The sequence below is a fragment of the Niabella sp. CPT15-335-S11 genome, from assembly GCF_058792415.1.
The window spans coordinates 211725-231616 of record NZ_JBYTEI010000003.1 but is presented as its reverse complement, the minus strand read 5'-3'; the positions used below and the strand labels follow the sequence as shown (position 1 = coordinate 231616).

The following is a 19892-nucleotide window of genomic DNA, read 5'->3' as shown; positions in this document are numbered from 1 at the left end:
ATTTAAGTCAATGGATCCTGATTAGTATTCTAATGGCCTATCTGACTTTTTATCTACCGGCATAGGGGAGTGCCAATTCTCTAGCCGGCTAAGTAATTCATCTGATAATTCTTTCACTTTTTTGGGGTATTGTTGCGAGACATCGTTCGATTCACCAATATCTTTGGCCAGGTTATACAGTTCTTTTTTGCCCACCCGCAGGCTGTACACCATTTTCCAGTCTCCTTTGCGGATGACGCTGAAATAATTGATACCTGGTCCGTCATTGGGGATCCACTTATTCGGAAAGTGCCAGAGCAATACACGATTATTATCTCTGTGTGGTGAATTTTTAAGGATAGGAACAAATGACGTTCCGTCAATTTTTTGGATCGTTCGATAACTCTTCACTTTTGCCATTTCCAGGATGGTGGGAAAGAAATCTTCTACGATGATGTATTGACCAGCAACGGACCCTGGCTGGGTTATGCCCGGCCATTTAATAATCATAGGTTCACGAATGCCGCCTTCATAAACTGAACCTTTGCCTGCTTTTAATGGGAGATTATGAGTATAAGCTCCCTTCCCACCTCTGCTTCCCGGTGTGCTTAAACCGCCGTTATCGCTCATGAAAATAATGATCGTGTTTTTGTCAACCTCTTTTCGTTTTAAATAGTCCATTACGTCTCCCAGGCTTTTATCCATGCCTTCGATCAGTGTTGCGTAAGCTGCTTCGGTTTTGTCCAGACCAGCATCCAAATATTTTTGTAAAAATCGTTTGTCAGCCATGATAGGTACATGAACAGCATAATGTGCGAGGTGTAAAAAGAAGGGTTGTTTATTGGCGATGGGTGCCTCGATAGATTTTAACGCTTCCAGGGTAAGGGCCTCGGTAAGAAACGTATCTTTTCCATAGTACTCCTGTAAATCAGGAACTGCATGCCAGCCCGCTTTGCCGGGGATATTACCATAATTATCCTCGCCTAAATAGCTTTGCGGATGCCCGGTAGCGCTGCCCGCGATGTTGACCATAAAACCCAGGTTGTGAGGATTGCTGCCCGGCATCCCATTGCTACCCCAGTGTGCCTTACCCACATGGATTGTGAAGTACCCTGCGTCCTTTAGGAGTTGTACGTACGAAGTGGCATGAACCGTATGCGGGATTCCAGTAAACGGGCTGTAACCGTTATAATTCCAGTTGGCCGGTGCAAACTGATCATCGGGGGCATCTGTCGGATTGTTTGGCTGAGGTGAAGTCCAGTTGGTGACACCGTGATGAGCGGCGTTCATACCCGTCAGCAGGCTGACCCTGGTGGGGGTGCAAACCGGCGTGGCGTAGGCATTGGTAAATTTCATGCCTTCATTCGCCAGGCGCTGCATGGATGGGGTGTGGAACTGTTTATTTAACGCCGTTTTTTCCTTCCAGAAGGGCACTGACGTATCCTGCCAGCCCATGTCGTCCACCATAAATAAAATGATGTTGGGGCGCAGTTGCGCATGTAAAGATGTTATTAAGACAAGCGTCAATAACAGGCAGACGATAGATCTCATGTATTAAAGTCTTACTTTGTTTTTGAATGATTGCTCAAATGCTATATATTTAAAAATTGACAGTTCACGGCTTTCCAAACGATTCTTCGGTTACAAATCTGATTCGACTCGTTGTAACCCCCGCGTTCCGTTCAGTAAAAGTAGTTATCTCCGATTGAACTGCCGCAGTTTATTCCAAAGTACCTGTCGACAATAAGTGGACATTTTACGCCATTTATCTGCACCTTCAGTACTAAAAACAATAACAATGAAGAACGTATCACTTATTACATGCTTGATTTTTTGGAGTCTGAATATTCATTCGCAGTCTATAACGAATACTGAAATACAACTCACAAAAAAGACGTTCATTTACAAGACAGCAAACAAATGTTCGATTAAAGCAGATTTGTTTCAAACAGCCGATGGTAGTAAATTAAAACCCGGCATTGTTTGGATACATGGGGGAGGTTTGATTTTTGGGAGCCGGACTGATTTGCCCGATGAGCAACTAAGATTGTACTTAAAAGCAGGATTTTCTCTCGTGTCAATTGACTACAGGTTAGCGCCTGAGACTAAATTACCAGACGTTGTAAATGATATAACCGACGCCATCAAATGGGTTCGTTTGAATGCCTTCGTTTCCCTGGGAATTGATTCAACCAGGATTTTTGTGATTGGTCATTCAGGAGGAGCTTATTTGGCCCTGATGTCAGGATATTTTCTTGAAAATCCACCTAAAGCAATCGTTTCATTTTATGGGTACGGTGAAATCCAATCGCCATGGTGTACTAAGCCAGATTCGTTTTATCTGACAAAAACTTTAGTTCGTGAGGATCAGGTAGGAAAATTAATACGCGATTCAGCAATCACGTCTGCATCATTTGAGCAGCGATATAATGTATATTTATTTAGCCGGCAAAAGGGAGTGTGGTCCTCACTTGTCAGTGGTCATGATCCCGTAACGGAACGTGAATGGTTTGATAAATATTGCCCGATTAAAAATATTAAGGCAAATTATCCTCCTGTATTACTGATTCATGGTGATAATGACACAGACGTTCCTTTTGAACAATCAGCTCTTATGGACAAGGAGTTGGAATTAAAGAATATTAAACACAAGTTTATTATAGTTAAAAATCATGGACACGTATTCGATCTTTTTGAAGGCGGATTATCAAAGCCCGAGGTGTCTGAAGTGTTTAATGAAGTCATTGGTTTTTTGAATAGTAACAGATGATAATCGAGGTAGAGTTAAGGTTTGGCGCCGGGCGGGTCTGTGGTTCTTAGTGGGAAAGCTTTTACTAACTTCGATGTGTCGGCCTCGCATTTAAAGTTGTTGTAAGAGTTTCACCCAATCCTTACACTGCGGATGGTTAACCAATAAACTTTTTTAGTTTCGCGTGGTTAACAAGGTGAATAACAACGCATGAATATTTTCAAAAAATGAAGAAAATAATGGTAGTTCTAATAACTATAATAGGAGTATTGGGTATAATCGTCATATTATATACGAAACAAGATAAATTTGGGAAAAGTCCGAAGGGAGCAAGACTCGAAAGAATAAAGCAATCACCCAATTTCAAAAAAGGAAAACTCCTGAATTTAAGCGAGACCAAAGTGATACTATGAACCTTTTTGCTAAATTTGAAATGCGGTATTTCTAATGAGCGGTAGTGCTAAAAATCTCCGCCTGACAGTGATACCCCAAACGTTAGGCCTTATACTAAAAAAACGGTCGTCCTGAAAAGTAAAATGTTCTGTAACTTAATATTGGCAATACTTTCAAAGAACTGATCGCTCGTTCGACGCAACCTTAAAAATGGTTTGGTTATTTTTAGTCAACAAAAGCCTGATAAAATGACGTTTTTTTGAACTAAAAAGAGAATAATAAAAAACATCAGATACTTTTACTTAACACAAAAATCAAAACGCAGGATTTTTTGTGGTAAAGTAAATGCAGACACTGAATACTTAGAACTAAACTTAAAGCAAGGCACATGAAAAAGATAGGTTTTTTATCTTTTGGACACTGGGCTAATCATCCGTCATACAAAGTCAGATCGGCAAGTGATACTTTACTCCAGTCTATTGATTTGTCTGTTGCTGCTGAAGAAATCGGCATAGATGGTGCATATTTCCGGGTACACCATTTCGCAGCTCAGTTGGCATCGCCGTTTCCACTACTTGCTGCGATTGGCGCTAAGACCAGTAAAATAGAAATTGGAACCGGCGTGATTGATATGCGTTATGAAAACCCACTGTATATGGTAGAGGATGCCGGTGCTGCTGATTTAATTTCCGGCGGGCGGTTGCAATTAGGTATCAGCCGGGGCTCGCCGGAACAGGTCCTTGATGGCTGGCGTTATTTCGGTTATGAACCTTCTGAGGGTGAGGATGATGTAGCCATGGGTCGTCGCAAAGCGTTAATGTTTTTGGAAAAACTAAAAGGTGTTGGCTTTGCACAGCCTAACCCCAATCCGATGTTTCCAAATCCGCCGGGTTTATTGCGACTGGAGCCTTATTCCGAAGGATTGCGTGAACGTATCTGGTGGGGAGCTGGTTCTAATGCCACAGCCATTTGGGCTGCGGAACGCGGTATGAATCTTCAAAGTTCTACACTAAAGGAAGACGAAAGCGGAAAACCATTCCATGTGCAACAGGCGGAGCAAATCAGGGCATACAGAGAAGCCTGGAAGAAAGCAGGTCATCAACGGGAGCCGCGGGTGTCAGTGAGCCGCTCTGTTTTTGCGTTGGTAAACGATACGGATCACTACTATTTTGGGCATGAGTCAAAAAGAAGTGACCAGATCGGGTATATAGACCAAAATACTCGAGCCATTTTTGGCAGAAGTTATGCCGCGGAGCCGGAGCAACTCATAAAGGAGTTGGCAAAAGATGAGGCTATCCGGGAAGCGGATACAATTCTATTAACCATTCCCAATACGCTGGGTGTTGATTACAATGTACATGTGCTATCGTCCATTCTGAAGTTTGTGGCGCCTGAATTGGGTTGGCGTTAAACGTCCGGTGGGGCGGGAGGCTTAGCAGGGCGGGGGATTCGTTTTGGACTAACATATAAAATTAAAATGATTGATTCGCGGTACACAGGCGTCGCTTGCGTATTGGGGGCATTATATTCTTGATTTCTTCATCCAAAAGATAAAAATCTTATAGAACGAATGAAAAGCATCTTACTCAAAGTAGGTTAAAAAGCAACACGGTGGAACGCTAGGATTTTCTTCAATCTTGCATTTAGCGTAGTCTCTGTTTGTTTATGGTCAATGACCAAATAGTTTTTAAGCATGGGGTCCGGTTAAAGTTTATGGCTTCTAAATTTACATAGTGAATGTAAATCATGCTGTGAATTTCAATTAAAAAGAGGGCAGGATCTGACGTAAAAAATGTTGAAGGTTGGTGATGGTAACGTTTTCTTCAATTTGGTAAGTCTCCTCGCTATTTCCAATAATATAGCCATTAACGGCTTTTGTGTCTTTCCTGGAAATATGGAACCCTTTACTGATTGAAGGGCTTGAACCGTGTTTTATTTCTATTGCAGCGATGATTTTACCATTTTTTTCAAGGAGTAAATCACATTCGGCTCCCTGTTGTGTACGATAAAACCATGGTTGCAGGTCGTCGTGCAGGTTATTAATAATTTGTTCGATCACAAAACCTTCCCATGAAGCCCCCATCTGTATGTGATTAATAAGAGAGTCATATGTTTCAATAGAAAGCAAACTATGTAACAAACCGCTGTCTCTTATATAGACTTTGGGTGATTTTACCAACCTTTTATGGGTATTTACAGACCAGGGTCGAAGCGTCCTGATCATAAATGCGCCTTCCAGGAAATTCAGAAATCGCAACACCGTTGGACGACTAATATCCAGAGAACGCGCGAAGCTTTCAGTATTTAGCAGGTTTCCTTGCGCAGTAGCCAGCATTCTCCAGAAACGATCCATGATCTGGACATCCGTCTGCAGGCCGAGTAGCCCCAGATCGCGCTGAATGTATGTAGTAATAAAATTACGACGCCAGAGAATACCCGCCCGTTCTGAATATGCAAGATAAGACAAAGGAAATCCTCCTCTCAACCACAACTGTTGTAAATCATCTACCTCCATTAGTGTAAAAGGCGTCAGTTGAAGATAACCAATACGCCCGGCAAGGGTATCTGAGCTATTACGAATGATATCGGGCGAAGCTGAACCCAAAATAATAAACCTGCCCGGTCTTCGATCCGCGTCAATAATGCCTCTTAATGCTGCAAACATTTCTGGCATAAATTGAATTTCATCAAGGACGATACATCTGTCAGTAAACTGGGATAGAAAAAACACTGGATCAGCGAGCTTATTTCGATCGGATGGATTTTCCAAGTCAAGGTATAAATAGTCTTTTTTGGTAGATATTTGCCTAGCAAGCGTTGTCTTACCAACTTGTCTTGGCCCAAGGATACCAGTTGCGGGAAAAATTTTAAGGTATTCCTCGAACTCTTTTGAAATTTGTCGCCTGACTTCCATAATTTACCATGTAAAACGAGACCCAAATATACGATTTTCATGGTAAAACATTGCAAAAACACGATTTTCTTTTTAAAGTTCCAATTTTGGCGTATTTTTCACGTCTCGCTTGGCTTGTGTAGTCAATATCGACAAGGCCATAAGCTGCAAAGCATCGACTTTGAGAAAACATCGGGTAAAAGGTTTGGAGAATATTCCAACATTTAGGAACAATTCTGGGCATAGTTGGGAAAATAGGAGGTTATAGTGAAGCAGCATAAAGTATAACTAATTGATTTATAGTGTATTATCATAATAATCGATATGAAGCGTGATCCAGATAGAATTAATTCGGCCTTGCCTTCTTGGACTTGAGTGCTACCAAAAAAGACCATTTTGAAAAAAATACTTTCGGCATTAATCTTCATGCTTATTTCGGCAATCACATTTGCACAAGATTATGTGTCGGGCAGCGAGTGGATCAGTTCATAAAAATCCTGAAAAAGATAATATGACCGAAAGAAAAAAAGCAGTATTTAATTGGAGTGGCGGAAAGGACTCAGCCCTGGCTCTTCAAAAAACACTTCAGGAAAATGAATTTGAAGTTGTTTCGCTACTGACGACGATAAACGAAGAAACACGAACCTCTTCAATTCATGCCATTCCTCTGAAATTATTATTGATGCAAGCTAGAAGCATTGGAATTCCACTTTATACTGTTTTACTTTCCAGAGACAATAAGACCTACGAGGAAGGAATGACTGAGGCAGTGGAACATTTTAGAAAACTGGGTGTGACGCACTTTATTTTTGGTGATATATTTTTGGCTGACGTGAAATCCTATCGTGAAAGTAAGCTGAAACCATTGGGCATTGAAGTCGTTGAGCCGCTTTGGGGCAGAACCTCTCAAGAGATTTTTAGCGACTTTTTGAGATCGGGCATTAAGACAAAAATTATTATAACCCAGGCAGACAAACTTGACCAAACGTTCATTGGAAGAGAACTAGATGATGATTTTTCCCGATCGCTGCCAGTCGGCATTGACTTATGTGGTGAAAACGGTGAGTACCATACTTTTTCCTATGACGGAGAGCTGTTTAAAACAAAAATCGACTTCGAAATTGCCGGGATTAACAAAATAACTTATGACTTTAAAATGGACACGGGCGAAATGAAAAGTTATGATTATTGGCAAGCAGAAATTTTGATATAATGACGAGGTGCGATTTTCGGGCAACATTAAACCAAGTATTATGAATAATTCTGAACGATTTAAAAGGGGATTTATATATATTGTTTTCATCTGTTATACACTCTTGTTAATTAAAATATTATTCTTATCAAGGGTTTCACATTTGGAGCACAGATCAATCAATCTCATTCCTTTTCATAGTATGATGGCGTATATATCTGGCCGCACCACGAATTTAAGAACATTTGCTTTTGGTAATGTGGTCGGAAATATTGTTATTTTTATTCCGCTTGGTTTTTATTTGCCATTATTCAAAAATGATATAAGAGTATGGACCAACTTGTTGTTTGTATTCGCGGTGAGTCTGTTTGTTGAAATCATTCAGGGACTTTCGAGTATTGGAACGGCGGATATTGACGATATTATTCTAAATTGTTTGGGCGGATTGATTGGTATATTAGGGTATAAATTTTTACTGGTTAGTTTACGCGGTGAGAAAAATGTACTTACTGCAACTGTAATATTGTCTGCTATCGGTTTGCCCCTTATATTATATTATTTATTCATTGTGAGAATGAGATTTTGAATATCTTTATTGCATCTTCAGGAAGTTGTGTTCCCAAGGGATTTCATTACATTAAGTTGTGTGCACCCAAATGACAAATTTTACGTTTTAGGGTAGGTATATCTATTAATTTCATTTACATCCAATATTTTTCATTTCCACATTTTTAGTAACTTAGTTCCACTAAAAAAAAGTCAGCGGCGACTGGTCTGAATGTGGATTTTCGTTCAAATCAGGCCTGTGCTTTGTCGGCATTAGAATAGAGGGTGTTGTTTTTGCTCGTAGTTCACTCAATGGCAATAATTCAAAGCACTAAATCGTAGCCAAGTGAGAATATTTGGATCGGTCCGGAGTTGTTTATGGTCTTGTCTGGATACTGAAGTTTTTGACAGGTCCGGCGTTCTTGGCTCAAAAGCGGCAATTTCGGTTTTTCCCACAACTAAATTACGTATAGTTAAAGCAAATTTGAAATTGTAAATTACTTCGTGCAGTTTAATTTTTACTGTCTAAAGCTTAGTTAAATATGGATAAATCAAATTTTCAGCCGGAGAGCAACCCAAAGCGTCAGGAACAAAACACAACTCCCGATAAAGGCGAACGAGCGAAATTACCACCGGGAAGCACGTGGTTGTGGTTCGTGTTTATTTTGATTTTAAATTATGCTATAGTAAGTATATTCTCACCTAATCAGCATAAACCTGTTGCCATTCCTTATACCTTGTTCAAATCACAGGTTGAAGTCGGAAATGTTAAGGCAGTTTACTCCCGGGGCGAAACAATCACCGGGAAATTTCAGGACACGGTAGTCTACACACCACCAAATGTTTCGGGGGTGAAAAATCAGGTTCATCCTGTTAAGGTTCAGAATTTCTCAACGATATTGCCCTCTTTTGTAGATCCGGGTCTGGAAAGTTTGTTGATTCAACACAGAGTAGAAATTTTAGCGGAGCCCATAGAAAAGGAAGTCAGCCCATTTATCTCTTTCCTGATGAGTTTTGGCCCTGCAATATTAATTATTGGGCTTTACATTTGGTTTTTCAGAAGAGCACAGAAAATGGGCGGTGGAATGGGCCATTCCATGATGAATATAGGGCGCAGCACAGCTAAACGCTTCGATAAAGATCAAAGTAAGAAAGTAACTTTTGACGATGTGGCCGGAATAGATGAAGCGGAAAACGAATTAGCGGAAATTGTTGATTTCCTTAAGAACCCTAAAAAATACACCAGGCTGGGCGGCGCAGCGCCGAAAGGGGTATTGTTGGTTGGTGCACCGGGTACGGGTAAAACATTGTTGGCCCGGGCTGTGGCCGGAGAATCCAATGTACCTTTTTTCTCGATGAGCGGTTCCGAATTCGTAGAAATGATAGTGGGAGTGGGAGCAGCAAGAGTACGTGATCTTTTTAAACAGGCGCGCGAGCATGCCCCGTCTATTATTTTTATTGATGAAATCGATTCGATAGGCCGGGCACGCGGGCAGACTGTCATCGGGGGTTCCAGTGAACAGGAGCAAACACTCAACCAAATCCTTACGGAAATGGACGGTTTTTCAGGCGAAGAAGGTGTGATCGTGCTTGCTGCCACTAATCAGCCTGACGTGCTTGACAAAGCCCTGTTGCGGGCGGGACGGTTTGACCGTCGTGTAGTTGTTAATCTGCCGGACAAAAAAGGACGTAAAGCAATTTTCGAAGTTCACACCCGGAAGGTACCGCTGGCTGCCGATGTTAATTTGGAGGAAATAGCATCGGTTACTCCGGGCGTTTCAGGAGCTGATATACGAAATATCGTTAATGAAGCTGCGTTGCTGGCAGCCCGCAGAAATAATGAGGAAGTGCACCAGAAAGATTTTATGGATGCCCTCGAAAAAATTGTCCTGGGCCCTGCGCGTCCGCTCGTGCTGAGTTATGAAGATCGGGAAAGGATTGCCTATCACGAAGGAGGACACGCTATTCTGGGTTTGGTAGTTGCGGGTGCTGATCCTGTAAACAGAGTGACCATTGTTCCTCGTGGTCAGGCTTTGGGTGTGACTTACCAAAGGCCGGAGAGTGATCGGTACAACTACCCTGAGGATTATTTGCGGGCGCGAATTGTCGGAATGCTAGGTGGGAGATCGGCAGAAGAGATTGTTTACGGCACCAAAACGACAGGGGCCGAAAATGATATCCAGCAGGCTACGCAATTGGCGCAGCAAATGGTAACGCGGTGGGGTATGAGCGATAAATTGGGTTTAGTTCAATTTACAGAAAGTCAAAACCCTTATTTGGGCGGGGCATCCAGCCGAAAATCATTTAGTGATGAAACCGCCAGGTTAATAGATTCAGAAATACTGAACATCATTAACAATTGTCATGAAGAGGCACTCAGGTTGTTGAAAGAACATCGTACTGAGCTGGACGCTTTAGCAAATGCACTTTTAGATCGAGAGACGCTTAATGAACAGGAAATCTTGGAAGTAACCGGTCTGGCAGCGGCTCCACCATTGAAAACAGATAAATTGCCCCTTGGTTAAAACGGATTACGTGTAAGTGAACTTCCCTGTAACATGGAATGTATAAATCTGAATGAATGACCTGAGTCTTGGTAAGATTTTATTTTCTTCAGGGCTTTTGTTAAGCTTGGTAACTCAAACTTGACAATTTGGGACAGATCTATAAAATTGCCTCCTTTTCTTTAATTTAGTCGGACAATATTGATAATGAATATAAAAAAACTTGCTGAGCCCCTAATTAATTAAATTTCTATCTTTATTCATTGGTGCGTCAGTTCAAAGCCATATCGGTCCTATTAATTTGGGGAATTATCATATTTCCCTGGCAATTGGTATGTACGGCACATCCTTTTGGAGAAAAGCACCATCAACACAATGGACCAAGTCCCTGTGAATTACGCCGCATTGGGGAACGACAGCCAGGGCGGCATCTTTTTCCACCGATGGAATGCGAACAGCATTTACTCGAAATTGGACAGTACCAACCGCCGCAGGTGGAAAAAATTGTTCCAACACTTGCAACCGTTGCTATTCTAACCGTACTTTTTGAGTTACCCAACGCTTCCAGTATTCAGGAGCGGCCTTTCATATTGCCCCCTGACCCCCGATGCCGTTCGGCAACCTTAATCTTAAACAGCCCCACGCGCGGGTCTCCCGTAGCATAACCTTTCTTTCGAACAGGAATGGTGAACCGTTCCCCTTCGCATAGAAGGGCGTTCGTGTTTATACCTGTCCCAATATTCAATTCGTCGGAATACACACTATACCGGATAGGCCGTCGTGTGTCCTAACAAGGTTATAATACATAAAAGTTTAACGGAGATTATGTTAAAATTAGCATTTAAAAACAAATACCTGATAATCGTGCTGTCGCTATTGATAGCCATTATCAGCATCGTGGCAATACAACGGTTGCCCGTTGATATTCTACCCAATTACAAAACATCAGCTGTGCAGGTGCTTACGCTCTATCCCGGTATGCCAGCCGAAGTGATGGAAAAAGATATTACTTCACGCATTGAACGTTGGACAGGACAATCCAACGGTATTGTGAAGCAGGAAAGCAAAAGTATGATTGGCGTGAGTATCGTTAAAGACTTCTTTGGCGAAGACATCGACCCCAACACCGCTCTTTCACAGGTTACCTCATTGGCCATGTCTGACTTGTATTATTTACCGCCCGGTACAGTTCCGCCAATGGTAATGCCTTACGACCCAACTGCATCAACACCATTGGCTTTGCTTGCCGTGAGCAGCGACAGCCTTACGGAAAAGAAACTTTACGACATCGCTTATTTTGATTTGCGGAACTTGTTGGGGTCGGTAAAAGGCATCATCGCCCCGGCGGTATATGGTGGGAAATTGCGTAGGATTTTTATGTACGTCTATCCTGACAAATTGCACGCATACAACCTTTCTCAAACGGACGTGATAGAAGCCGTGCAGAAAAACAATGTGATGATACCCACAGGTGACGTAAATATTGGGGATATGAATTATAGCGTGAACGCAAACGGTATGTTACCAAAGGTGGAAGACTTCAACAATATCGTAATTAAAATGAATCCGCACGGTTCGCCCATTTTCCTGAAAGACATCGGCTATGCTAAAGATGCCTCCGCTATTCAAACCAACGTAGTACATATCAATGGCAAGCGACAGGTTTACATTCCGATTTACAAACGAACTGGAGCAAACACGATTGCTTCCGTGGAAGCAGTGAAAGGGAAATTAGCAGAACTGAAGGAGCGTTTGCCTAAATCGGTAAACCTTGACGTAATTCTTGACCAATCTACTTACGTGCGTCATTCCATAAACGGATTACTGAAAGAAGGCACATTGGGTTTGCTTTTGGTTTCTATTGCTCTGTTTCTTTTCTTGGGGAATTTTCGTTCTACGTTCATCGTGGCGTTGAGCATTCCGCTTTCGGTAATGTTTGCATTTATAGGTTTGTTCTTCACGGGCGACACTATCAATAGTATGACGTTGGGCGGGCTTGCCTTGGCAATCGGATTGTTGGTCGACGACAGCATTGTAGTGTTGGAAAACATTGACAAGCATCTGAAATTGGGAAAGACATCCGCACAAGCTGCCTTTGACGGTGCGAAGGAGGTGGCTATGCCCGTGCTGGTAACTACGCTCACCATTATTATTGTATTTTTCCCGATTGTTTTTCTAACAGGGGTCTCAAAATTTCTTTTTGCACCTTTGGCAATCGTGGTTTCATTGGCAATGATTGGCTCCCGTTTCATCTCCATGACGCTCGTGCCAATAATGGCAGCAGCATTCTTCAAAGGGTATTCCGAAGATCACAAGCCAAAAGGTTTTTTAAGAAAATTTGATACAGGCATCAACAATTTGACTAAACGATATATCCATTCCATTGACAAAGCCCTAAAATTTCGCTGGTGGATATTGGGAAGTGTTGCTATCCTTTTTGTGATTTCTATTTTGGGTCTCAGAAACATCGGAACAGAATTGTTTCCGCAGATGGACGTAGGGCAGATTTCAATGGATGTGCGCATGGAGAGCGGCACTCGCATAGAAAAAGCCGAAGAAACCGTAACCGCCATTGAACATTTTCTAAAAGAGGAAATTGGCGAAGATGTAAATCTGGTAGTTTCCAATATGGGCGTATTGAACGACTGGCCTGCTGCCTATACGACCAATTCGGGAACGCAGGACGCAACCATAAATGTGCAACTGAAAGAAGGGCACAAAACTAAAACGTCGGATTACGTGCAACACATTCGACCAAAGCTAAAAGAAAAATTCCCAGGTGTACAATTCATTTTCAACACAGGGGGTATTGTAACCAGTGCGCTGAATTTCGGTTTGCCTTCGCCTATTGACGTTCAGATTATCGGAAACGATTTGCATCAATCGCACGACATAGCCGTAAAGGTTCGTGAGATAGTGAACGGCGTGAAAGGCACAGAAGATGTGCGCATACACCAGCGGTATGACCATCCCGAAATAAAAGTGGACATGGACCGTACCAAAGCGGCGATGCTGGGTATCAATGCGGATGAAGTAGTAAAAAATACAGTTTCGGCACTTAATTCATCGGTGAATTTCAAACCGTCTTTTTGGATTGATGAGCGCAACGGCAATCACTATTTCGTGGGCGTTACTTATCCCGAAATTGAACTGGATAATCCACAGTCGATAGAGAACATTTCATTGAAGGGCAACAACGGGCAGGTAACACAACTGAAAAACATTGCCAAGACTTCGCTCTCGTCCGCCCCGATTGAAATTAACCACCTGAATTTACAACGGGTAACCGATGTGTTTGCTAACGTGGAAGGCAGAGACATCGGCTCTGCAGCGGCAGAGATAGAAAAAAAGTTAGCAACACTTCGTAAGGATTTACCGGAAGGTTATAAAATTGAAATCCGTGGCGAAATTCAAAGTATGAATGAAGGGTTCAGCAATCTTGGGCTGGGCTTGGGACTTGCCATTTTGCTGGTCTATTTGGTCATCGTGCCACTGCTGCGTTCGTTTAAACTGCCTATCATTATCATCACGGTTATTCCCTTGGGCTTGATTGGCGTAACAGCGATGCTATTGGCAACAAACACCGACCTCAACATTCAATCTATGATGGGGATTATCATGATGGTGGGTATCACTGTGGCGTACAGCAATTTGCTGGTGGACAAAATGAACAACCTGCTGAAAGAAGGAAAGCCACTGCGTGAAGCCATTAAAGAAGGGGTAGCTAACCGTTTTCGCCCAATTATGATGACCGCCGTTGTGGCAGTATTCGCTCTGTTTCCCATGTCGCTGGGTTACGAAATTGGCGGTGAGGCCAATGTGCCTTTGGCAAGAGCAATCATCGGAGGTGTATTAGCCGCTGCGTTTTTGTCGCTGTTTGTTGTGCCGATACTTTTTTATTTATTTAACCAGTCTGCCGACAAGGCAGGCAAGAAATCTGAAATTAAAATGAAGTCAATGAATATGATCATCATTCCGTTGGCGTTTGTATTGCTTTCTTCCTGCGGAAATAAGTCAAACAACGAGGAAAATAAAACTACAACCAAAAACACACCGACTGTGTTGGTTGCCACACCAGCTCAACACAAGTTCAGCGCATCGCTTGAAATTTCAGGTACCGCAAAACCCAATCAACAGGTAAAAGTGTTTGCTATGACCAACGGTTACGTGCAGTCGCTTAAAGCAGATATTGGTGATTTTATAAAGCAGGGACAAACCATTGCCATATTGCAAAACCCAGAATTGTTGAGCGAAGAATCAAAGTGGGAGGCCGAACTCAAAGGCAAAAAATCCATTTACGAACGACTGAAAAGTGTATATGACAAAACACCGCAGCTCACCACTATTGCAGATGTGGAAAAAGCACAAGCAGAATATGAAAGTGCCAGAGCACAACTCAATGCCCTGCGGCAACAAATTAATTTTTTACAAGTGAAAGCTCCATTTTCGGGTGTGATTGTCAATCGCTTTTTAGACAAGGGAGCAATCGTTCAAAATAGTTTGGACAACGCGAACGCAATGTCTTTGTTTGAAATGCAGGATTTGCAGCCGATCCGCTTGACGATTGATGTTCCTGAATCTGATGCGACAACCGTAAGCAAAGGAACAAAAGGCAGTGTGTCGTTTCCCGAACTGCCGAATGTGAACCTGACAGCAACCGTTTCCCGTACTGCCTACGGTTTGAACGAAAATACCCGAACGATGAAAGTCGAAATTGATTTGCCGAACCGTGATTTGAAAATCCGCTCCGGTATGTATGCCAAAGTGCAGTTAGCACAAAGGGGACACAAAGACGCTTTGAGTATTCCCAATGAAGGTATTGGCAACATCAAAGGGCAATCATTCGTCTATGTTGTTGCCAACAATAAAGTGCGTAAAGTGGACATCAGGACTGGTATCCGCGACGAAAAATTCACCGAAATCCTGAGCGGCGACATAAAATCAACAGCTCATATCGTGGTGAAGGGAAAAGAGTTTTGTTCTGACGGGTTAAGCGTGAATGTAAAATCAATTAACAACTAAAAAATTGGAAGTAATGAAAAGAATAAAAATATTGACCTTGTGGATGGGTATTCTTCTAACCCTGACTGCAAGTGCCCAGCAATCCCTGCCAATTAATTTGCAGACCGTTTTGGAAATGGGCGGAGCAAACAACCTGACGATAAAAGAATTTCTGGCAAAGCAGGAATTAGCATCGGCAGATTTTTCAAAGACAAAAGAATGGTGGCTCCCCGATTTCTATGCAGGTTTACAGACGAACCAGCTTTGGGGAGCGGTGATGAACGGTAACGGCAACTTCTTTTTGGACGTAAACCGAGGCAGTCTTTGGACGGGCTTGGGTCTGAATGCCAACTGGAATCTTGCCCAGGGCATCTTCAAAACCAAGGCGGCAAAGCTGAAGGTGCTGGCTTCGGCTTTTGAAACACAGGCGGAAAAAAACAAAGCCTTGTTACAGGCGATAAAAGCCTATTACAACCTACAAATTGCACAATTAAAATATGTCGCCTATAAAAACTTGGTGCAGCAGTCGGACACCATTACAAAACAAATAGAAGTGCAGGTGAATGCAGGTTTGCGTTACCAGTCGGAATTACTGTTGGCAAAAAGCAACTACAGCCATTTGAAAATTGAGATGCTGTATACGCAAAGCGAATACAATTCCACTTCTTCAGAACTGGTACGCCTGCTTAACCTTGATCCGGAAACGAAATTAGTAAGCGTAGATAGCCTGTTGATGCCTTTAGAATTTCACGAAGAATCATTGACCATAAATGATAAACTTTATCAAAACAGACCTGAAATTAAATTTATTGATTTGAGTATTCGTTCCATGCAAGCCGAAAAGAAAACCGCTACTACAGGCTTGCTCATTCCGCGATTAAGCATCGGCACTTACGGCTCATATTTTGGTGGTTTGAGGGGTAAGGTCAACCCGATGAATACGGCCTCAAATCCGGAAATTAAGCAACTCTATCCGACTGGTCTGTTTAGCGCATCGTTGCAGTGGAACATTCCGTTAGGGCGATTGGTGTATGGCGGTGATTTGAAAAAATACAATTCACTCATCAAAATACAGGAAACAAAAGCAGCACAGTTCAAAACCCAAATCAATGAAGAAATTGCCAACGCTACGCAGCAACTCATTATTGGCAAAGAACAAGTACAGATTGCCACAGACGCATTAGACCTCACGGCCGAAGCGTTGAGTCAAAGTATGGAACGGCAAAAATTAGGAACGGCAAAACCCTTTGAGGTTTTTCAGGCACAACAGTTTTATATGCAGACGCAGTTGGACTATTTGAAAGCTGTAGCGGGATTCAACAAAGCACAATTTTCGTTGAAAGTAGCAAAAGGGGAAATCCTTTAATATTCCATGAATCGAAATGCAACCAAATGACGGCAGTGACGTTACAAATATTATGGGTATACAATCATAAAACGTAACGGTAACTCTTATAAAAATGACGGCGGTTGAGGAAAATGCTTCTATTTAGGTCAGAAGCTACACAAAACCAAAAGTTTGAATAAAATGATCAACATTATATCCTTGATAGATAGGGAATTAAAGCCCAAAAAAATGGGACAAGTCGTGTGTCTTGTCCCACGTGGTGAACCCTGTGGTACAAAACTCGAACCACTTTTTAGCGGATTTAAAGCTCTTGACCGAGATTACGGCGTAAAGATATAAATCACTTTATAATTAAGTTAAATATATCTGCAACTTTCTTACGTGGTGGACGCTGCGTTACAGTTGAAGCATACCATCTTCCAGTATCTCCGATGTCTTAGGGTATTCTGTGAAATACGGTAATAATGCCGCTGCCTGTTGTACAAAGCGGATTATTGGAATAGGGCGGGATTCCGGTTTGGACAAGTGGCTGCACCGCTTCCCGCGCAGCGGCGTTCCGCCTACGGGGAAAGGAATGCCGATGCGCCGCCTGGGAGGGCTTTAGGCGATCTTTATAGGTTGGGTAATGAAATTGTCAAGATTGTGAAAAAAGCCTCTGTTTTCGGTCATTCCGTGGCGGAAAAGGCTCCATAGCAGGGAGCAACCCATTTGAGCAAGGGAGGAATTAATGTACAGGTCTTGCTTGTCCAGTGCTTCGGCCAGTGAGCAGCTTGGGGTATTGTCGGCTTCTTCGGATTGTTTCAGCAGTTCGCCATACTCATCCGTAATAAATGGCAGGTTTGCAACCGCCTGATATTTTTCAGACTGCGGTTGCCTGATTTTTCCGATAGTAGATAGTAGCACCTGCCCTGTGGATTGGCTATTACCGAAATCCATCCAGTATTTGGCTTGGTTGCGGTAAGCCCTGTTATTATTTAGTCCTTTAAGTATTTCTGCTATTTCAAATCGTGCCTTCACGCTGTCAACACATGAGATGTAAATACCTGCCTGTGCGTGTTCGGGCAACCTGTCCAAACTATCCCTCTCAAACTTTGTGGTTTCAGCTTTCCAGTTCGTGCCAGCCCATCTGTTGGAACGGTTTATCAGGGCAACGGACTTATAAAGTCCTACCTCACATTCAGCAAACCGTTGTCTGCCTAAATTGGCATCTGTTACTATATCATCATCCCAAAGCCTGACCGCTAACCCTGCATGTCCTAATTCATTCAGGCTGTAATTCATTTCTACCAATGCGGTTAGCACTTTTGAACCTGTGCCTCCAGCCCCTATCAGGTTTACCTCGATGGGATTAGTAGGAGCAATCAGGTCATTGTCTGTAAAGTGTACTTTTATTTTATCCGTTTTCATCGTAGCATATTTTTTATTGTCCTTTCTGTCTTTTTCAATACCTCTTTCGGAAATGGCAAACCAGTTTTTCGCAGCTTTTTCCATAGGCTCACACAGTTACCTTGTATGGGGTTATGATTTTGCATCAGGTGACTGAAATAGCTGTTAAAGAAATAGGCTTCCCATGCGGCTGTAAATTCTTCTAATGACGCAGACTTCCTGATATTGACATCCACCGTACCCATACATACGTTTCCTTCTGCATAGACATTGAAAAAAGGGGCATGATAAAGCGGTGTGGTTTCAGTCGGTTTCCTGTCGCTTTTCAGGGCATAGATATGCAGCTTTTCTTTGTTGGCTATCCAAAGTAATGCGGGTACACTCGCCATACCGTTTGAAATGCCCAACCCTTCAACAAAAAAGAGATTTTTACAGGTCGCCTTTGTAAACCACATCACAAAACCGTTTTCCGAAGGGTCTGTGTAAAGGATATTTGCACCGATAATACCTTTAGGCTTCAGAAAAGCCTTGTTTCCTTCGCCCGTTGTGTCCAGTGCCCTTGACAAACGCTGTGCTTCCTTAACGGTTAAGGGATGTGCATTAATGGGATTGCCATTCTTATCCATATCAAAATATTCTACATAGACTTCTGCATCCATTCCTTTCGCTTCATAAAATACCAAAGCCGTTTTAGGATGGTACAGTGTGCCGATATTTTCCATTAAATCTTTCATGGTAATTGCTTTAATCGTTATTCAGCAGGTAACATAAATCGCCTATCAATGGAAACAACCTGTTTTCAAATTCAAGGCTGCAATTCGTGATTGCAGTACCGTTAAACTTTTTTAATATGGTGGGTTCTTCTGTTGAACTACATTCATTGAACTCATTGTTTACACTTTCGGCAACCGTTTCATAAAGCCATCCCCTTGCATCTGCTATAAAGGATATATACTTTCTCATTGCAATTACTTCGTCCTCCTGTTCTTCATCATCATGAACATATTTTGCATGTTGGAAAATAGTTGTTGCAGGATAGTCAGTATAAAGTGCAAACATTCCCTTTCCTACATTCAGGCACTCCTGTTCAAAGTCGTTCTTAGGTTTGAATGCCTTTATCCGTTCTGCAAATACATCAAGATTTTTACGGTTGAATATTTTCTGTTCCATCTTTTCACCGCACCACCCGGCAACCTTTAATTCTTCTTTACGGCTGTCCAATTCTGCTTCATCGTCTTGTTCTATCCAATCGGCAATCATTTCGTATTGCCAATAGATGTAAGCATCCTCCTGCCTGTAATAAGGTATATCTGCTACATGATACAGGTAAGCGAATACTGATAATAATAGTCGGGCTGCTCTTTTTGTCTTCGGTTCTTTGAGCATGTTATATAACGGTATTACAGGAATGTAAAACAAGGTTGTTCCTGTATTGTACTGTTCCTCGCTAATGAAAAAAGTCTTTCCCTTATCATCCTGTACCAAACGCAAACTGTTCCAGTCTTTAATGTTTCGTTTTAAATGGTTTTCCACTTCCCATACAGAGAGGGCGATATTATAGGGATAGCCGAACGTCCTCGTATCCGTAGGCTCGAAACCACTGTAATGCCTGGCAACCGCACACAGGGAGCAATAAAAATCAGTTTCTATTTTCTCCACTTCTGGAGCAGATTGTACCGTTTTCATCGCCTCCAGTTTAGGCAGGAAAGTGGTTCTTAAAAAACCATTGGCAACATCTGTTGCGGTACCGACCTGCGTTTGTCCTTGCTTATTTCGTGTGCGTCTTTTGTCCTTTGTACCCATGCTGTGAACTCGCCCAACTGTTTGTAGAGCTTTCTTTGCCTTTGCTTTGTGGGCATTTGGATGATGCCCGATATAATATTGTGCTGCATATTCCATTG

Annotated in this window: 12 protein-coding genes; 7 read left to right on the top strand and 5 right to left on the bottom strand. The window is 42.3% G+C overall.

Going from position 1 to position 19892, the window contains the following annotated elements:
- Window positions 1-21: 21 nt before the first annotated feature.
- A complete protein-coding gene (locus AC3WS5_RS12015; RefSeq protein WP_492467624.1) occupies window positions 22-1530 on the bottom strand; it encodes a sulfatase in 1509 nt (502 codons plus the stop codon).
- A gap of 247 nt (window positions 1531-1777) precedes the next feature.
- On the opposite strand from AC3WS5_RS12015, the gene AC3WS5_RS12010 reads away from it, so the two are divergent.
- Both AC3WS5_RS12010 and AC3WS5_RS12005 read left to right on the top strand, forming a co-directional pair.
- Window positions 1778-2749, top strand: coding sequence for an alpha/beta hydrolase (locus AC3WS5_RS12010; RefSeq protein ID WP_492467623.1), 972 nt, complete (start codon window positions 1778-1780; stop codon window positions 2747-2749).
- Window positions 2750-3509: 760 nt separating this feature from the next.
- Window positions 3510-4532 carry an LLM class flavin-dependent oxidoreductase gene (locus tag AC3WS5_RS12005; RefSeq protein ID WP_492467622.1) on the top strand — a complete coding sequence of 341 codons (1023 nt, stop codon included), beginning with the start codon at window positions 3510-3512 and terminating at the stop codon, window positions 4530-4532.
- A gap of 351 nt (window positions 4533-4883) precedes the next feature.
- Here AC3WS5_RS12005 and AC3WS5_RS12000 read toward each other — a convergent pair whose 3' ends face one another.
- Window positions 4884-6035, bottom strand: coding sequence for an ATP-binding protein (locus AC3WS5_RS12000; RefSeq protein WP_492467621.1), 1152 nt, complete (start codon window positions 6033-6035; stop codon window positions 4884-4886).
- A 490-nt stretch (window positions 6036-6525) separates the two neighbouring features.
- On the opposite strand from AC3WS5_RS12000, the gene AC3WS5_RS11995 reads away from it, so the two are divergent.
- The 5 genes from AC3WS5_RS11995 (at window position 6526) to AC3WS5_RS11975 (ending at window position 16623) form a co-directional block, all read left to right on the top strand.
- Window positions 6526-7227: a Dph6-related ATP pyrophosphatase gene (locus AC3WS5_RS11995; RefSeq protein ID WP_492467620.1), complete on the top strand. Its 702-nt coding sequence runs from the start codon at window positions 6526-6528 to the stop codon at window positions 7225-7227.
- Window positions 7228-7267: 40 nt separating this feature from the next.
- On the top strand, window positions 7268-7792 hold the full coding sequence (locus AC3WS5_RS11990; protein ID WP_492467619.1) for a VanZ family protein: 525 nt from the start codon (window positions 7268-7270) through the stop codon (window positions 7790-7792).
- 502 nt (window positions 7793-8294) lie between these two features.
- Window positions 8295-10277, top strand: coding sequence for an ATP-dependent zinc metalloprotease FtsH (ftsH, locus tag AC3WS5_RS11985; RefSeq protein ID WP_492467618.1), 1983 nt, complete (start codon window positions 8295-8297; stop codon window positions 10275-10277).
- An 804-nt stretch (window positions 10278-11081) separates the two neighbouring features.
- Complete coding sequence (locus tag AC3WS5_RS11980) at window positions 11082-15278, top strand: efflux RND transporter permease subunit (RefSeq protein ID WP_492467617.1); 4197 nt, start codon at window positions 11082-11084, stop codon at window positions 15276-15278.
- A gap of 13 nt (window positions 15279-15291) precedes the next feature.
- Window positions 15292-16623, top strand: coding sequence for a TolC family protein (locus AC3WS5_RS11975; RefSeq protein ID WP_492467616.1), 1332 nt, complete (start codon window positions 15292-15294; stop codon window positions 16621-16623).
- Window positions 16624-17205: 582 nt separating this feature from the next.
- Here AC3WS5_RS11975 and AC3WS5_RS11970 read toward each other — a convergent pair.
- Genes AC3WS5_RS11970 through AC3WS5_RS11960 form a run of 3 tightly spaced genes read right to left on the bottom strand, consistent with a single transcriptional unit; the run spans window position 17206 to window position 19890 of the window.
- A complete protein-coding gene (locus AC3WS5_RS11970) occupies window positions 17206-18096 on the bottom strand; it encodes a PRTRC system ThiF family protein (protein WP_492467615.1) in 891 nt (296 codons plus the stop codon).
- Window positions 18009-18725 carry a hypothetical protein gene (locus AC3WS5_RS11965; RefSeq protein WP_492467614.1) on the bottom strand — a complete coding sequence of 239 codons (717 nt, stop codon included), beginning with the start codon at window positions 18723-18725 and terminating at the stop codon, window positions 18009-18011. Before AC3WS5_RS11965 ends, AC3WS5_RS11970 begins: the two co-directional genes overlap by 88 nt.
- Before the next feature lie 10 nt (window positions 18726-18735).
- A complete protein-coding gene (locus AC3WS5_RS11960; protein WP_492467613.1) occupies window positions 18736-19890 on the bottom strand; it encodes a hypothetical protein in 1155 nt (384 codons plus the stop codon).
- Between the last annotated feature and the right edge of the window lie 2 nt (window positions 19891-19892).

What these genes read in the sequence shown, in the direction of transcription:
- AC3WS5_RS12015 (WP_492467624.1), bottom strand. Translation starts at nt 1,530, where the DNA reads ATGAGATCTATCGTCTGCCTGTTATTGACGCTTGTCTTAATAACATCT.
- AC3WS5_RS12010 (WP_492467623.1), top strand. Translation starts at nt 1,778, where the DNA reads ATGAAGAACGTATCACTTATTACATGCTTGATTTTTTGGAGTCTGAAT.
- AC3WS5_RS12005 (WP_492467622.1), top strand. Translation starts at nt 3,510, where the DNA reads ATGAAAAAGATAGGTTTTTTATCTTTTGGACACTGGGCTAATCATCCG.
- AC3WS5_RS12000 (WP_492467621.1), bottom strand. Translation starts at nt 6,035, where the DNA reads ATGGAAGTCAGGCGACAAATTTCAAAAGAGTTCGAGGAATACCTTAAA.
- AC3WS5_RS11995 (WP_492467620.1), top strand. Translation starts at nt 6,526, where the DNA reads ATGACCGAAAGAAAAAAAGCAGTATTTAATTGGAGTGGCGGAAAGGAC.
- AC3WS5_RS11990 (WP_492467619.1), top strand. Translation starts at nt 7,268, where the DNA reads ATGAATAATTCTGAACGATTTAAAAGGGGATTTATATATATTGTTTTC.
- ftsH (WP_492467618.1), top strand. Translation starts at nt 8,295, where the DNA reads ATGGATAAATCAAATTTTCAGCCGGAGAGCAACCCAAAGCGTCAGGAA.
- AC3WS5_RS11980 (WP_492467617.1), top strand. Translation starts at nt 11,082, where the DNA reads ATGTTAAAATTAGCATTTAAAAACAAATACCTGATAATCGTGCTGTCG.
- AC3WS5_RS11975 (WP_492467616.1), top strand. Translation starts at nt 15,292, where the DNA reads ATGAAAAGAATAAAAATATTGACCTTGTGGATGGGTATTCTTCTAACC.
- AC3WS5_RS11970 (WP_492467615.1), bottom strand. Translation starts at nt 18,096, where the DNA reads ATGGAAAAAGCTGCGAAAAACTGGTTTGCCATTTCCGAAAGAGGTATT.
- AC3WS5_RS11965 (WP_492467614.1), bottom strand. Translation starts at nt 18,725, where the DNA reads ATGAAAGATTTAATGGAAAATATCGGCACACTGTACCATCCTAAAACG.
- AC3WS5_RS11960 (WP_492467613.1), bottom strand. Translation starts at nt 19,890, where the DNA reads ATGGAATATGCAGCACAATATTATATCGGGCATCATCCAAATGCCCAC.